Source organism: Micromonospora sp. RL09-050-HVF-A (assembly GCF_019374995.1).
GTDB classification, from domain to species: Bacteria; Actinomycetota; Actinomycetes; order Mycobacteriales; family Micromonosporaceae; genus Micromonospora; species Micromonospora antibiotica.
In genome coordinates, this window is record NZ_JAGKQP010000002.1 from 5176819 (window position 1) to 5192080 (window position 15262).

General features: G+C 69.5%; 12 protein-coding genes and 1 tRNA gene. 11 read left to right on the forward strand and 2 right to left on the reverse strand.

The genetic code is table 11. The features are described from left to right. Positions 1–99 precede the first annotated feature (99 nt). The 5 genes from J7462_RS23000 to J7462_RS23015 all read left to right on the forward strand — a co-directional run bounded on the left by J7462_RS23000 (position 100) and on the right by J7462_RS23015 (position 4282). Positions 100–1086 (forward strand): N-terminal phage integrase SAM-like domain-containing protein, encoded by a 987-nt coding sequence (locus J7462_RS23000; RefSeq protein ID WP_255597853.1) that lies wholly within the window; start codon positions 100–102, stop codon positions 1084–1086. Next, positions 972–1559, forward strand: a complete 588-nt coding sequence (locus J7462_RS32520) for a site-specific integrase (RefSeq protein ID WP_308290999.1) — start codon at positions 972–974, stop codon at positions 1557–1559. The genes J7462_RS23000 and J7462_RS32520 overlap by 115 nt, the downstream gene beginning before the upstream one ends. 54 nt (positions 1560–1613) lie before the next feature. Next, the gene (locus J7462_RS23005; protein ID WP_219466419.1) at positions 1614–2309 is read left to right on the forward strand and encodes a pentapeptide repeat-containing protein; all 696 of its coding nucleotides are present in this window, start codon (positions 1614–1616) and stop codon (positions 2307–2309) included. Between the two features lie 156 nt (positions 2310–2465). Then, a complete protein-coding gene (locus J7462_RS23010) occupies positions 2466–3167 on the forward strand; it encodes a hypothetical protein (protein ID WP_219466420.1) in 702 nt (233 codons plus the stop codon). 20 nt (positions 3168–3187) lie between these two features. Beyond that, positions 3188–4282 carry an XRE family transcriptional regulator gene (locus tag J7462_RS23015; RefSeq protein WP_308291000.1) on the forward strand — a complete coding sequence of 365 codons (1095 nt, stop codon included), beginning with the start codon at positions 3188–3190 and terminating at the stop codon, positions 4280–4282. Positions 4283–4333: 51 nt separating this feature from the next. Here J7462_RS23015 and J7462_RS23020 read toward each other — a convergent pair whose 3' ends face one another. Next, complete coding sequence (locus J7462_RS23020) at positions 4334–5176, reverse strand: hypothetical protein (RefSeq protein ID WP_219466424.1); 843 nt, start codon at positions 5174–5176, stop codon at positions 4334–4336. Between the two features lie 861 nt (positions 5177–6037). On the opposite strand from J7462_RS23020, the gene murF reads away from it, so the two are divergent. Continuing rightward, positions 6038–7423, forward strand: coding sequence for a UDP-N-acetylmuramoyl-tripeptide--D-alanyl-D-alanine ligase (murF, locus tag J7462_RS23025; RefSeq protein WP_219466427.1), 1386 nt, complete (start codon positions 6038–6040; stop codon positions 7421–7423). 3 nt (positions 7424–7426) lie between these two features. On the opposite strand, the gene murC is transcribed toward murF, so the two are convergent. Beyond that, the gene (murC, locus tag J7462_RS23030) at positions 7427–8872 is read right to left on the reverse strand and encodes a UDP-N-acetylmuramate--L-alanine ligase (protein ID WP_219466429.1); all 1446 of its coding nucleotides are present in this window, start codon (positions 8870–8872) and stop codon (positions 7427–7429) included. A gap of 696 nt (positions 8873–9568) precedes the next feature. Between murC and J7462_RS23035 the strand changes: the two genes are divergently transcribed. The 5 genes from J7462_RS23035 to J7462_RS23055 all read left to right on the forward strand — a co-directional run bounded on the left by J7462_RS23035 (position 9569) and on the right by J7462_RS23055 (position 15174). Beyond that, complete coding sequence (locus tag J7462_RS23035; RefSeq protein ID WP_219466432.1) at positions 9569–11086, forward strand: helix-turn-helix domain-containing protein; 1518 nt, start codon at positions 9569–9571, stop codon at positions 11084–11086. Further along, positions 11083–11964, forward strand: coding sequence for a PfkB family carbohydrate kinase (locus J7462_RS23040; protein WP_219466446.1), 882 nt, complete (start codon positions 11083–11085; stop codon positions 11962–11964). The genes J7462_RS23035 and J7462_RS23040 overlap by 4 nt, the downstream gene beginning before the upstream one ends. A 121-nt stretch (positions 11965–12085) precedes the next feature. Next, positions 12086–13420 (forward strand): hypothetical protein, encoded by a 1335-nt coding sequence (locus J7462_RS23045; protein ID WP_219466449.1) that lies wholly within the window; start codon positions 12086–12088, stop codon positions 13418–13420. A 399-nt stretch (positions 13421–13819) separates the two neighbouring features. Beyond that, positions 13820–13895: transfer RNA gene (locus tag J7462_RS23050), tRNA-Arg, on the forward strand. Between the two features lie 883 nt (positions 13896–14778). Continuing rightward, on the forward strand, positions 14779–15174 hold the full coding sequence (locus J7462_RS23055; protein ID WP_219466452.1) for a hypothetical protein: 396 nt from the start codon (positions 14779–14781) through the stop codon (positions 15172–15174). The last annotated feature ends 88 nt before the right edge of the window (positions 15175–15262 follow it).

The window sequence follows — 15262 nt, forward strand, 5'->3', positions numbered from 1 at the left end:
GTCGGTGTCCGTCGATGACTTGATCGTCGCGGCGTGTCACGCGTGGATGTCGATCGACAAACCGATGCCGCACCACGAACCCGAGGAGCACCACAAGCTATGCCAGACGGGAGCATCTTCAAACGCTGCGGCTGCCGCCACCCCGATACCGGCAGGCCGTTGGGCAACGAGTGCCCGAAGCTGCGTCGCCCCAACCGGTCCTGGAGTTTCGAGCACGGTCACTGGACCTACCAGCTGGAACTGCCGCCGACCAGTGACGGTCGGCGTCGGCAGTTGCGCCGGTCCGGGCTGTCGACCCGCCGTGACGCCGCCGCCGAGTTGGACCACGCGCGGGCCCTGCTCGCCCTCACGTTCCGGGACCGGGGTCGTCGTACCGAGATCGCCGACCTGTTGCAGACCTGCGTGCGGTCGGGCCGGCCGCTGCCCGAGGTCGACCGGATCCGGCAGCGGCTGCGCGGTGACGGATCGCTGGCTGACCTGGTGACCGTCGGCGAGTACCTCACCGAGTGGCTCACGCACCTGACCGTCGATGACAACACCGCGTGTGGCTACGAGTCGCTCGTCCGGGTGCACCTGATCCCGCACCTCGGGGAGGTCCCGCTGGACCGGCTGCGTACCGGCCACATCAGGGCCATGTTCGCCGCGATCGAACGCCGCAACCAGGAGATCCGTGCGGCGAGGGCCAGCGGCGACCCTGACGTGCGTGCGTCGGTTGTCGGTGTCCGGACCACGGGCGCGTCGACCCGGCAGCGTATCCGCGCCTGCCTGCGTAAGGCGATCAACGACGCTCTCGCCGAGGAGGTGATCGTCGGTTCCAACCCGGCCGCGCTGGTCAAGGTCCCCGGCGACCGGCCGGTGCGATCGTGTGGGAGGCCGAACGCGTGGAGCGGTGGAGGGCCACCGGGCAGGTTCCCGGTCCGGTCATGGTGTGGACCGACGAGCAGATCGTCGCGTTCCTCGACCACGCCCGGGTGCACGCGCCCGACCTGTACCCGATGTGGCACCTCATGGCCTACCGGGGTCCCCGGCGTGGCGAGGCCTGTGGGCTGCTCGACGCCGAGGTCCGCCTCGACAGGCGTGAGCTGACGATCAACCAGCAGATCGCCACCCACGGCTACACCGCGGTACGCAAGAAGCCCAAGAGCAGGGCGGGTAACCGTGACCTCGCCCTCGACGCCGAGACGGTCAGGGTTCTCGCCGCCTACCGGGCCCGCCGCGCCCAGTGGCGCCTGGCCGCCGGTGAGGCGTGGCCCGACACCGGCCTGTTCTTCGTCCGCCCCGACGGCCGGCCGTGGCATCCCTGCGGGGTCACCCAGCGGTTCCGCAGGCTCGTACGCCAGGCCGGGCTACCGCCGACCCGCCTGCACGACCTGCGGCACAGCGCGGCCACCATCGCCCTGGCCGCCGGGGTGGACATCAAGGTCGTCTCCGAACAGCTCGGTCACTCCACCACTACCCTCACCCGCGACACGTACCAGAGCGTCACCAGGGCGATGCACCACGACGCCGCCGACGCTGTCGCGGAGAAGATCCGGCAGCGGCGGCCCAGAACCGCGTAGCCGCCCGCGTGCCGCCGTCGGCGGATCGCTGCCGGCTCGGCTAGCGTGCGCGGCATGGTCGCCCGTTCGTCCGCTCGTGGTGCCGCCCGGTGGCGGGCTCCGGCGGCACCGAAACTGCCGGCGTTGGCGGACCTGACCTCCGCCGGGGACCTGACCATCGGGGACGAGGCGACGTTCGAGCGGCTGGGCCTGGGCGACCTCGACCTGTCCGGGCGGTCGGCGGACGGGGCCGAGTTCACCCGGTGCCGCCTCACCCGCACCGACCTCAGCGGTACCCGGCTGGAGGCGGCGCGGTTCACCGACTGCGTGTTCGAGGGTACGAACCTGGCGAACCTGCGGACGGACAGGTCGTCGATGCTCCGGGTAGGGCTGTCGACGGCGCGGATGACCGGCCTGCAGTGGGTCAACGGGGCGCTGCGGGACGTCACGATCTCGGACTGCCGACTCGACCTGTCGTCGTGGCGGTTCACCACCTTCGCGAACGTGGCGTTCGAGGGCTGTAACCTGACCCGCGCCGACTTCCAGCACGCGGACCTGCGCGGCGCCCGCTTCACCGACTGCGACCTGACCGGCGCGCAGTTCTCCCAGGCGGGCATGGACGGCACCCGTTTCGCCCGCTGCGACCTCACCGGGATCGGCGGCGTGACCAGCATGACCGGCGCGATCCTCGCCCACCAGGACCTTATTGCCCTGTCGTACGCCCTCGCCGGGGCACTGGGCGTCCGCATCGAGAACCCCGACGACGAGTAGGCCTGTCGCACCCGAAGCCACCTCGGGAGAGGGCTGCCTGGGCGTATCTCTGGCCTCATTCCGTTAGGCCGCGCCGGCAGAGCCGAGTCCGACGCCGGGCGTGTCGGCTGCTTGATTTCCGCAACATCAACTGCGGTATGGACTAGATTCTGCGGCATGGGGTTGCTGGATGACGCGGTGGCGGTGCTGGACGGGCGGGGCGTGCTGGAGCCGCTGGGCGGGTTGATCCGGCAGGTGTACCGGCGGGCCGCGGACCGGCACGAGCCGGAGCTGGGTGACGACGCGATGAGCTTCGGCACCACGGTGTGGCGGAACCTGACGAACCTGGGCAAGGCCTCCTTCGACGGGGTCGACGGGGTACGGGTGCGGGTGGAGGACAACTCCCTGGAGATCCTCTGCGCCGGGTACGTGGTGCGGCTGTACTCGTTGCAGGGTGGGATCGAGTCGATCCGGTGGGAAGGCAGCGAGGCCCGCCTCGGTGGGGCGGTGGAGAACAGTCGCGACGGGCAGTTGGCCTTCGACGACGCCGAGCAGTTCCCGGAGGTCTTCGCCGGGGTGGTGCCCCCGAAGCGGCACCTGCGGGTCGCGCACACCGGTGACATCGGCACGGGTGAGGCGACGGCGTACCTCGGGTTGCCCCGCGACAACCGTGAGGGCGGGTCGCCGTGGTTCGAGGTGACGCTCTGGTTCGGTGACGCCGTCACCGTAGGGACGCCGCTGCCGATCGTCGCCGGCCCGGTCGGGGTGCCGGGGCAGCGCCACGACGAGCTGCCCGTGCCGGAACTGCCGCTCGGGACGCTGCGGCCCGCTGGCGGCGTCGGCCGTACCCTCGGTGCTGTTGCCGGCCGACGGGCGTGACGGGCGGGGTTCGCCCGCCGGTGCCGGTCACCGCGGCCGTAGCGGGGTTCGAGCCGCACGCGCTCGGGTTGGCGCGCAGGTGGCGGCGGATGCGGAAGAACGAGTTGGCCCGGCAGGTCGGGGTGACGGCGGCGGCGGTCAGCCAGTACGAGTTGGGGCAGGCCCGCCCCTCGGCGGCGGTGCTGGCCCGGTTGGCGTTGGCGTTGGCGATGCCTGTGGAATTCTTCGCCGCCGGTGTCCCGGCTCCGGCGTCGCCGGGGCGGGCGCACTTCCGTAGCCTGCGGGCCACCAGTCAGGCGGAGCGGGACCAGGCGGAGGCGTTCGGTGAGGTCGCCTGGCGGGTCGTCGAGGCCGTGGGTCGGCAGTTGCGGCTGCCGCAGTTGCGGCTGCCGCAGCTCGACTGGCCGGAACCGGCGCGGGCCGAGGACGTCCGTACGGTCGCCGCGGCGGCACGTGCGGAGTTCGGCCTCGACGACGGGCCGGTGCCGCACATGGTACGGCTGCTGGAGGCGCACGGGGTGATCGTATTGTCCCTGCCGGACGCCTCCGAACGGGTCGACGCGTTCTCACACTGGTACGGCCAGCGGCCGTTCGTCTTCCTCAACCCGGCCAAGAACGACAAGGCCCGCTCCCGGATGGACGCCGCCCACGAACTCGGCCACCTGCTGCTGCACCACGACGCCGAGCCGGGCAGCCAACTCCTGGAACGGGAGGCCACCGCCTTCGCCTCCGAATTCCTCGCCCCCAGCACCACCCTCGCCGCAGAGCTTCCCGCCCGGCTGGACTTCGACCGGCTGCACGAACTGAAACGCCGCTGGGGCATCAGCCTGAAAGCCCTCGTCTACCGGGGACACGACCTCGGCGTCTACCGGGACCACACCTACCGGCGCGGGATGAGCCTGCTCGCCCAGTGGGGCCACCCCGAACCCGGCGACCTCGGCCCCCGCGAACAACCCTCCCTCCTCGGCAAGGCCGTCGACCTCCTCAACCAGCAGCACACCACCATCGAGGACCTCGCCGCGCAGGCCGGCCTCCCGGCAACCCTCGCCCACACCGTGATCGACGCCGCCAGCGAACACCTCCCCGAACTACGACTCACCCCAACCGGCCCCTGACCGGAGCCGGGGCCCTCCCGGCCAGGGGGATCCCCGATCGGGGTGCATCGCCTACTCAGACGGTGTGCCGGTGGGTGCTGTCGGTTCGACGTGGTGGCTGTCCCAGACCCACTGGTCGTCGCTGTGGTCGAGCAGGGTGCTGCACCGGTAACGCAGCAGGTCCACGTCCGTGCTCCGGTCCGGGCCGCCGGGATGCGGAGGTGTCGGGTCCAGCGCCGCGTCCGCGTTGTAGACGAGCCGGTCGGGCAGTCGGTAGTCACGGCGGAAGCCGGTACGCCACTGCGAGTTGCTGCCCCAGCCGTGCGACAGGTCGGCCACCTGCCGGTACCGCCGCCGCCACGCCCAGTACAACGTCGAGTTCGAGGCGAGTACGGGATCCAGGTGGTCGGCACCAGCGCGGACGCTCACGCCGCCGCGCATGAGCAGCAGCGACCCGACCAGGCAACCCGGCCACCACTGCCCGACCAGCACCGGCGGCAACTGCGGATCGTCCGCCGGCTCGACCTCGACGATCTCGTGCAGGAACGGATGGAACCCTTCCCCCGCCGGGAACGTGCCGCCGATCGCCGCGACGAACCGCCGGTTCGCCGAAGCCGCAAGCCAGTCCGTGGGGTCGCCGGGACCGGTGGCGGGCGGCTGGCCGGGCAGGACCAGCAACTCCATCACCCTGCTCACCGCGTACAACGTCCACAGGTCCTCGTGCGCCAAAGCGACAGCGGCCATCCTCGGCTCACCGACCTGCCGCAACGCCGCCAGGACCGACGAATGAGCGGCAACCCACGGGTCGAGGACCTCTCGATCCCATGCGCTGCCGCTGTAGTCGAGGGTCGGCTCGAACAGGCCGAACCTGACCTCATGCCAAGCGCCGTCCGGGAACACCATCTCGGCTCTCACGACCGCCAGTCTCCCGACCGCTGGGGCAGCCCGTCGAGCGAGATCCGACTACCCCCGCCCACCTCCGCAGGCGAACGAACCCGCCGACCGGGATCGATGTGAACACCGTGCAGGGGGTGGGCCGGATTCCCGGCTCGACGCAAGGATCCCCACGATCAGCGGTCTTGGCGTCTTGGCTCGATGGGCGAGCCGAGTGGCGGAAACGGGGAGTTACGCGTCGTTCCTCCTGGGCAGGAAGAGGTTCCCTCCCGATCGGGAGGGTGTCTGGACCGGGTGGGGACGGCACGGAGGGCCTGTCAGGGGGTGTGTGCAGCACTGACAGCCCTGGTCAGCACTGTGCCGGGCATGTCCGGCGGTCACGGCTGACGATCCCGGGAACGAGCCGGTGCGCGACCCGGTCGACGCCACCGCCTGACAGTGAGTCCTCAATGCCGCTCGATTCTCGGACGGGAGCGGCATTCGTCGGGCTGCGGCGGAGCTTCTCGACGAGGTCGCCGACGCCGCAGGGGCCCTGGCCCAACACCTCGCGTACGCCGTCATCAGGCGCACTGGACCGCTGACCTTGCTGCTCACCACGCCGAGTCCCCGCCGCCACGTTCATCGTCGCCGATGGGCCAGGCTGGCGGCATACTGCCAGTCCGAACTGCGGCACGACCACACCAAGGCCAGTCAAGAGGTGCGCTGTCGGAGTTTGTCGGAGTCGAACTCCGACAAACTCCCAACGTCGTCGGTCCGCGAATCGCGAGACGCGGTGCCGGCCTCCCGAGCTGGTGTTTCGGGTGCCAGCTGCGGCCGGCGGCCTGTGTCCGGATCTGCGGCTGGTCCATATCCTCGGGCGGTAGGTTCGTCGGTGTGCTTGCGATGACTCTGGGAGAGATCGCCGCCGCCGTGGGCGGGACGGTGCGGGACGGGTCCGACGCGGTGACGGTCACGGCGCCGGTGATGTTCGACAGCCGGCGGATCGAGCCGGGTGGGATGTTCGTCGCGCTGCCCGGTGAGCGGGTCGACGGCCATGACTACGCCGCGCAGGCGGTAGCGGCGGGCGCGGTGGCGGTCCTGGCGTCCCGGCCGATCGGTGTCCCCGCTGTCGTCGTCGACGACGTGCCCACCGCATACGGCCGGCTGGCCCGCATGGTCGTCGACCGCCTGCCGGACACGACGGTGATCGGCGTGACCGGGTCGGTGGGGAAGACGTCGACCAAGGACATCCTGGCGCAGGTGTTGTCGGCGTTCGGGGAGACGGTCGCGAACCGGGCTTCCAACAACAACGAGCTCGGCCTGCCGTACACGGTCACCCGCGCCACCGCCGACACCCGCTACCTGGTGCTGGAGATGGGCGCCAGGGGTGTCGGGCACGTGGCCTACCTGACCCGGCTCGCCCCGCCGTCGGTCAGCGTCGTGACGCGGGTCGGACACGCGCACCTGGGCGAGTTCGGGTCGGTGGAGAACATCGCGCTCGCCAAGGGCGAGATCGTGGAGGCACTGCCGGGCGAAGGCGGGTTGGCGGTGCTCAACGGCGACGATCCACTCGTGGCCGCCATGGCCACCCGCACCCGGGCGAGGGTCCTCACCTACGGCATCGACGGGCCAGCTGACGTACGGGCCGAGGACGTGACGGTCGACGAACTGGGCCGCGCGGCGTTCCGGCTCGTCCACGAGGGGAAGACCGCGCAGGTGCGGTTGCGCCTGTACGGGCTGCACCAGGCGTCCAACGCGCTGGCCGCCGCCGCCGTCGCCCTGGGCCTCGGGCACCCGATCGAGGCGGTGGCCGAGGCGCTGTCGCGGGCCGAGGCGGTGTCACCGGGACGGATGCAGGTCACCACCCGCCCGGACGGGGTGACGATCATCAACGACGCCTACAACGCGGCACCGGATGCCATGCGGGCGGCACTGCGGGCACTGTCGACGATGACCGGTAGGGACCGGCGGGCGGTCGCGGTGCTCGGTGAGATGGCCGAACTGGGCGAACACGCCGCCCAGGTGCACCAGGAGATCGGCCGGCAGGTCGTCGAGGCCGGCGCGGGTTGGCTGGTCGCGATCGGTGGGGCGAACGCCGCCCACTACGCCGCCGGCGCCGACGGCGGCGCGACGGTGGTCGACCGGGTGGCCGACGTAGCGGCGGCGTGGGAGTTGCTGCGTGACGGGCTGCGCCCGGGCGACGTCGTACTGGTCAAGGCCGCCAACAGCGCCGGGCTCCTGACGCTTGCCGACAAGCTGGTCGAGGAGCCCGGCGCTGTCACGGCATGAGGGTCAGGCGGACAGCAGCACCTCGGACCGGCTGCCGAGGCTGTCCATGATCACCCGCTGGTAGCCGGTCACGTCCCCGGTGCCCATCGTCAGCACCACGTCACCCGGCCTCGCCAGCCCGCCCACGAGCCGGCCCACCTGATCCGGGCCGGCGGACATGCGGTAGCGACCCTTCGGCAGCCGGGCGGCGATGGACGAGACGTCCGCCCGCGAGTGGCCCGGTGGGACGGTGCCGTGCACGTCGAGCAGCAGGACATGGTCGGCCTTGTCGGCCAGGACTTGGCCGATCCGCGCCCCGAACGCCAGCACCCGGGCGTGACCGGACGGCTGGAACACCACGATCACCCGTCCACCGGCCAGGGCACGGGCGGCGTCGAGATCGGCGGCGATCTCGTGCGGGTGATCGGCGTACGAGTCGACCACTGTGACCCCGGCACGGGTGTCGACGTGCTCGAAGCGCCGACGTACCCCCGGGAAGGTGCCCGTCGCCGTGGCCGCGCTGACGGGATCCAGGCCGAGTACGGTCGCGCACGCCAGGGCGGCTGCCGCGTTGTGCAGGTGGTGCGGTGCCGGGGTCGGCAGGGACAACGTGACCTCACCGCCGTCGGGCATCCGCACCGTGGCCACGCCGGACCATCCGTCGACCCGGATGTCGGTCAGGCGCACGTGGGCGGAGCGGTCCCGGCCGTACCGCAGCACCGTCACGTCGGGTCGCTCACTTTGGATGACGTCGGCGGCGACGGTGGCGCCGACGCAGTCGGCGTTGACGACGAGGAAGCCGGAGGGCGCGATCCGGCTACCGAAGCCGACGTAGGCGCGCAGGAGCGCGGCGTGGTCGACGAAGTTCTCCGGGTGGTCGTCGGTGACGTTGGTGATCACGGCGATCGACGGGGTGAGGAAGTGGAACGACCGGTCGGACTCGTCGGCCTCCGCCACCAGCAGCGGTGACCGGCCCAGGTGGGCACCGGAACCCGGGCCTGTCAGGTCGGCCCCGATCAGGCACGTGGGATCCTCGCCCAGGGTGCGCAGGAGATGGGCCACGATGGCCGTCGTGGTGGACTTGCCGTGCGATCCGGACACCGCGATGAGCCGGCGGGTCGCCGCGAGGGCGTCGAGCACCTGTGCCCGGTGCACCACCGGGATACCTGCGGCGCGGGCGGCGTCGATCTCCGGGGCGTTGCGGGCCACGGTGGTGTAGACGACGCAGCTCGCCCCGGCGATGTGCCCGGCGTCGTGTCCGACGTGCACCCGCACGCCGACGCTGCGCAGCCCTGCCAGGTTGGTCGAGTCGTTCACGTCGCTGCCGCTCACCTCGTGTCCCAGCGCGGCCAGGAGGCGGGCCAGGCCGGACATGGCGCTGCCGCCGATGCCCACGAAGTGGGCACGGGACAGATCCACCTCGCCGGTGTAGGCCTCGATCGTCGGGTTGCCGGTGATCGTGTCGGTCATGGTGCCGTTTCTCCTTCTACGAAAGCGTGTCGGGCTGGTGCCACGTACCTGATGGGCTGGGCTGTCCGCTCCTTCAGTGAGAGGGGTCTTCCTTGCGGCGCGGCCGGGGTCGGCCCCGGGCCACCAACTCGGCCGAGCGAGCTCTGTCCGTGTGTCGCCGATTGGCCCGGTGGTGACGGGCGCTCGGCTACCTGTGCACCCCGTTCTGGCGACGACGGCGCGCGAGGTGAGCAGACGACTGGCTGCTTGCGGCAGGCCGGCGAGGGATTGCGAGGGTCGGTGATCGCGTCAGCGTGAATCGGAGTGCGATCCACCACCGCCGTGTCCGGGAGCCGCCGTGATCGAGCCTCCACTAGAGGTCCTTCCCGTCCGACACCCGAGAGCGATATATGCCGGCACCACCGGCCACGATTCAGAGCATTCAGCCCTCCCAGTTCTGACATTCGAGAGCTCTACTTCGAGCGCTTGACGGTGCCGATCGAACTGATGGCACCGGCTGGGACAACACACAGGGCTCGTTATCGGACAGCAACCCATTGGCTGTGCAGCCAGTGGCTTCTCTCGATCCGCTGTGGCAGGATCAGAACACCCGGTTGGCGGGAGTGTCGGCCAGCTCTGACAAACTGCCGACATTTCGAATGACAATTCTGATCACACAACTGGTCGGCGATGTGGATGCTGATTACGCCGGAGCAGGTGACCGAGTCGCAGAAGGCGCTCGGCGCGCAGTTGACCGCGTGGCGGGCAGCCGCAGGGCTGACACAGGCCAGCCTGGCCGCGCGGATCCGCTACTCCCGAAGCACAGTCGCCAACCTTGAGATCGGCCGGAGCCAGTCACCCGCCAGTTTCTGGCAGCTCGCCGATCAGGCGCTCTCGGCAGACGGCGCGCTCATCGCGCAGCACCGGAAGGTCGCTGAGCTGCAGGCACGGTACCGAGCCCAGAGCGCCTTGGCCCGTGAACAGGCCCGGATGGCCCGGATCGCCGCTGCCCTGCCACCGGTAGCCCGCGATGGCGTTGTTCCACTGTCGAGCTCACGGCAGCCGGCGGTCGCTGTCGGCACTGCGGCTCACCCTGCAACACCGAGCAATGGTGTCCACGGGATCGCGGACACCATGCCCGACACTGCGGCACCGCTGTCGACTGTTGCCGACATCGCCCTCGCACCTGACGAGGAGCACCGTGACGGCGTCGCCACGGCTACCCTTGAGGTCATGTCCGACGGGCAGGCGATGTCATTCCGGGTGACCCGGCGGACACTGCTGGAACTCGCCGCCGGTCTCACCGCCCTGAAGGCTGCCGGCCCTGCTGGAGCGTCCCGCCCGACAGCCGTCGACCCCGCTGTCGTGGACCACTTCGCCGAACTCCGCGCCCTCCTGGTGCAGGCCGACGACAAGCTCGGCGGGCGCACCATCCTGGCGACCGTCGAGCAGCAGGTCACACAGATCGCCGCCCTCCGCCGACAGGCCCGGGGGCAGCTTCGCGACCGGCTTCTGAGTACCGAGGCCCGCTGGAGCGAGTTCGGCGGCTGGCTCAGCGACGACCTCGGCGACCGTACAGCCGGGGACCGCTGGCTCGACCGCGCGTCCGGCATGGCCCAGGAGGCCGACGACCGGGAATTCAGCTCCTATGTGCTGGCACGCAGGGCGCAACGTATGGTTGGCACCGGTGACGACGACCGCGTCGTCGGACTGGCCCGCGCCGCATCCCGCCACCCCGACGTGGCCCCGCTCGTCCATGCCTTCGCCGCCGTGCAGGAAGCACACGGCAGCACCCTCGACAACGACACCGCCGGGTTCCAGACCGCGATCGAGCGCGCCCACACGCTCGTCGCGACGGACCCGACCACCGACGACGAGCACGCACTCGGGTCCTTCTGCACACCGCCGTACCTGGCCGCCCAGGAAGGCGAGGGATGGCTTCGCCTCAACCAACCGCACCGGGCCATCACCAGCTTCACCACCGCCGTCAACCAGTGGCCTGACCGCTACCGGCGGGAACGCGGCATGTACCTCTCCCGGACAGCACACGCCTACCTGGCCGCCGCCGAACCGGAGCAGGCCGCGACCACCGCCGACGAAGCGCTGACCCTGGCCACCACGACCGGCTCAGCACGCGTCCACCGGGACATCCTCGCCCTGACCCGACAGCTCAAGCCCTTCTCCCACCACCAGCAGGTCCGGGAACTCCTCGACCGGGTCGCCGCCACCGGATGACCGACCACCAGCCCGACGATACGTCCCCACCGCCACCGCAGGTCATCGTCGTCGGCCGCGCCAACATCGACATCACCGTCCGGACCCCCCGACGACCACAGCCGGGACGCACGACATTCGCCTCGGCACCCGCAACCACCACAGCCGGCGGCAAGAGCCTCAACCAGGCCAGGGCCGCTGCCGGCGCAGGTGCCCGGACCACCCTGGTCGCCAACGCCGGCACCGACGAATGGGGCACCTTCCTGCGACGCGCCCTCACCGACGCGGGCGTCGACGTGTCGTTCTTCCAGCTCATACCATCGGCGCCGACCGGCGTGGCGATCGTGGAAGTCACCCCCGACGCCGAGAACCACATCGTCCTCGCACTGTCTCCCGCGACAGAACTCACCGCCGACCAGGTGCGCGACGCGCTACGGCGGCTGCACGCACCCATCGTGCTCACCCAACTCGACCTTCCACCCGACGCCGTCGGCGCTGTCCTCCAGCACCACTGGGCCGAGACACTCATCGGCAACCTCGTACCGCACCCCACGCTCGGGTCAGCTGTGCTCACCGCCCTGGACCTCTTCGTCTGCAACGAACACGAGGCCGCCGCGATCCTCGGCCGGCACCACGCCGAGCCGACGACTGCGGCTCAGGAACTTCGTGGGCTGGGACCACGGGCAGCCGTGGTAACCGCAGGCGCCCGCGGTGCCGCCTACAGCACCGCCGAACAGACCAAGCTGGTCCCCGCACCACAGGTCCACGCCATCGACACCACCGGCGCAGGCGACCACTTCCTCGGCACTCTCGCCGCCCGACTCAGCCGGAACATGCCGCTGGAGCAAGCCGTCGCCGACGCGGTCACAGCGGCGACAGCAGTGGTTTGCGGCGATTGACGCCAGCAGCAGCAAACCGTCGCCTATATCTTCGGTCGCCAGATAACCGACAGTCCTGCGGTCGTCGTGGGTGGTTAGTCTCTCGGGGGTACTTGCCAAGACTAGGAACGGCGGAAACGGCGTGACGGACGACCTGCAGGTGCCGGTTTGGACCCTGGCGACGGAACCCGAGAGGATCCCGCCGGCAGCCCAGCTTCCTGTGGATTTCGAGGGAATGACCCCTGAGCGGCTATCCGGCCTGCGGCAGGCGCTCGCTGCGTTTCTCGACACACCGCTCGTCACGGTGGAGGCCTACCCGCTTCCCGCAGGGGTGCAACTTCGAGGTGGGAGGCTCCTCGACGCGGCTTCGCCCCTCGCCGTAGAACTGCGGAATCTGTTGAAGGCGCCGATGAATACGTCTACGAGGATAGCCGGTGCCGGCAGTTCGACGGAGACGCTGTATCGGATGGTGGTGCCGAGGACGGTGGCAGCACAGCTCGGTGAAGGACTGGTCCGGTCCATGCCGTCCAAGGCCGCCGTCGGCGGGATCTATAGCGGTATCCTCGGCAAGGCCGGAATCGTGAAGAATGCTACCTTTGTTCCGGTGGTTGATGCACCACGCTCAAATGCCACCGGGGTGATGAGTGGCACTGCAAGGGCCGTCACCGCCGCCGGCATCGTCACCGCCGCAGCGTCCTTTGTTCTCCTCGCCGTCGCCACCGCCGCGAGCCTGTACGCCGAAGAGCAGCGCCGCAAGGCCATGGCGAGAGTCACCGAGCTACTTGAGGAGCTGACCGCCGACAATCTCGACGCGGAGCGCGACCGCCTCAACGGCGCAACCACAGCCGTCGAGAGAGCGACCGCACTCCTGCTCGACAAGGGCGAGGCCGGACACTCTTTAGGCTTGGATGCCGCCGTGCACACCGTTGACACTGCCATCGCCGCAGCCAACCGTAGGGCCACCACATGGCGGACGAGACTCGCAGCGTTCCCCTCCGAAGGTGTGGAGATCGCTGACCTCCTCAAGGCATTCCCTGGGATCGACCAGCCCAACGGCACCTTCCGCATCGAGCTCCGGCTCGCCTCGCTGGCCATCGCCACGAAACGGCGGGTCGCGGTTCTCCAAGCCGTGGAGCATGCCCAGAAGTCTCCAGAGCTCAACTTTCACCGCTTCACGGCGATGCTGCGGGACGAGCAGCGAGGTGTGGACGAACTCCAGGGTGAGCTACGTGCGCTCTTGGTCGACTTGGCGGAGCTCCGGCTCCGTGCTCCCACCAGGAGCTTCAAGGACCGCCTGTTGACGCAAGGCGAAGTGAATACCCTGCTTGCCTGGCCAGGTCGCCTCCGGCAACTGGCGGGCGAGGAATCGGTGGCGACCTCGGAACTGCCCGACGTCGAGATCGGCCTCATCCAGCGGGCGGACGGGAAGGTATTGGTTCTACCTGCGGAGGCATTGCCACATGGTCGCTCCGCCTGAGCAGTCACGCTTCGTGGCCGAGTGCTGGACCGGGCATGGACGACACGATGCGGCCGGTTGATCCGCTACCGCGCTGATCACGGGGGGCATCGTGCCATCAGTCGGCGCTTGAGGCCGCGAAGGCCGCCGACGATGCCCACTCTTGCTCGATTGGCGGCGCCAGCCCGGAAGAGCGGAGCCCCTTGATGATGTGCGCGACGTGTGCTCGCCAGCGGATGCCAACCCGGGTCACCCGGTGCCGACGCGGGTCACCGCAGCCGCTCGTGGTCGCAAACGGGGGTTCGTGTGCTCGGGCTGTGGTCCTGGGCTGGGCGAACGGGGGTCCGGGCGCTGCGGGCGAACGTGGGCCACTCCCTGCCACCCCAGGTGAACCCGCCGGTCGCTAGACTAGGCGCTCGCGCCCTCGTAGCTCAGGGGATAGAGCATCGGTTTCCTAAACCGTGTGTCGCAGGTTCGAATCCTGCCGGGGGCACCAACGTGATGCCCTGAGCAGCCAGAACACGGCTATATCATCGACGCTCATCGTTCTAATTTCGAACCGTCCCCCGGAAACCCCTCGGTAACGCGTGTGTGCGATCAGGTTGCGGCAGGTATCGCTCCGGGTCATCGGTGGCTGCGTCATCACGACACGGCGCGGACCGCCATGGATGCTCATCGAGCTGTTGCATGGGTGGGTCGGCCACAAGCTCTACCGCCGGCGACTGGCTGACTGTGCCTGCCGGGGTCCCGCTCGTGCTGCAAACCATGCTGCTGGTAGGCCAGGCATCCTGCGATGGCCCGGGTTGGGGGTGGGTGTGGCCTGCCCGCGTCGCATCTCCCCTTCAAGCGCTGACCCAAGTCGGCCCAAGCGACTGCTCTCGGTCTTCGCGCTTGAGGGGTGAATAGTGGAAAACCTGGCGAATATACGCGAACCACTAGGACTTGACCGCAACGGCAAGAGGTGTCCTGACGGTCAGCCTCGAACTTTGGCGAGTCGTGGCCGTATGGCAAAATCACCTAGGGTGGTGGCTCTGTGACGGCACCGTTCTTTGGGCCCGCAAGGGGGACGCATGGCAGGAAGCGGGCCGAACTGGTATGCACCCACCGACAACTGGCCTCAGCACCCCTATCCATGGTTCCGCAGCGCCCTGAACAAGGCCCGCACGGCTGGGTGGTGGTACCGGAAGGGAGCCAATGCCAGCCACGTTCACGGCACTGCCTACTGTCAGGGGCCTGAGAAACGAGTAGGGGCCTGCAAGTTCCCGATCTATTCGACGGGCAAGGCCGGCGAGACGGCCGCGATGGAGTTCGAGCGGCTCATACGCCGCTGCCCCCACGAGAAGGCTGAGGCTGGCCCTCTTGCCGCAGCGTCAGTCCACATGGACAAGGTCGACCTGCTCTGCAACGGTGCCGAGGCCCTCCTCGACCAGCACGACTACGACCAGGACTCCGCGAGCTTCTTCGACCAAGCAGCGCAACTACTCGACGAGGCTGGAGAGGGTGCTGGCGTGGTTGACGACCTGCTGCAGTCGGCCATAGATCGAGAGATGGAAGCCCGGGCTGCTGGCGATGAGGCCGAACAGGCGCTGACTCTGGCAGGTACCGATCTTCGTGATCCAGGGCAGGTCTTGGACGTGGCGGAAGAGACCAGCAGTCAGGTCAGGGCTGTCCTCATCGAAGAGGAGCCATCCCCGGATGTTCGCAACCTCAAGGACCGGGTACGTCACGCACGTGTAAAAATTCGGTCGCTTCGGTCCCGTTTGCCCCAAAGGTGACACACCGGAGCGGTCAACTGACCTAGAGTGTTGGCAAGTGCCAACACTACCACTATGCTGGAGTCTCAGATGACGTATGGCGGGAGAG

Excerpts from the sequence above, each read along its gene's own strand:
- murC (WP_219466429.1), bottom strand. The coding sequence starts at position 8,872 with ATGACCGACACGATCACCGGCAACCCGACGATCGAGGCCTACACCGGC.
- J7462_RS23005 (WP_219466419.1), top strand. The coding sequence starts at position 1,614 with ATGGTCGCCCGTTCGTCCGCTCGTGGTGCCGCCCGGTGGCGGGCTCCG.
- J7462_RS23055 (WP_219466452.1), top strand. The coding sequence starts at position 14,779 with ATGGACAAGGTCGACCTGCTCTGCAACGGTGCCGAGGCCCTCCTCGAC.
- J7462_RS23040 (WP_219466446.1), top strand. The coding sequence starts at position 11,083 with ATGACCGACCACCAGCCCGACGATACGTCCCCACCGCCACCGCAGGTC.
- J7462_RS23010 (WP_219466420.1), top strand. The coding sequence starts at position 2,466 with ATGGGGTTGCTGGATGACGCGGTGGCGGTGCTGGACGGGCGGGGCGTG.
- J7462_RS23000 (WP_255597853.1), top strand. The coding sequence starts at position 100 with ATGCCAGACGGGAGCATCTTCAAACGCTGCGGCTGCCGCCACCCCGAT.
- murF (WP_219466427.1), top strand. The coding sequence starts at position 6,038 with ATGACTCTGGGAGAGATCGCCGCCGCCGTGGGCGGGACGGTGCGGGAC.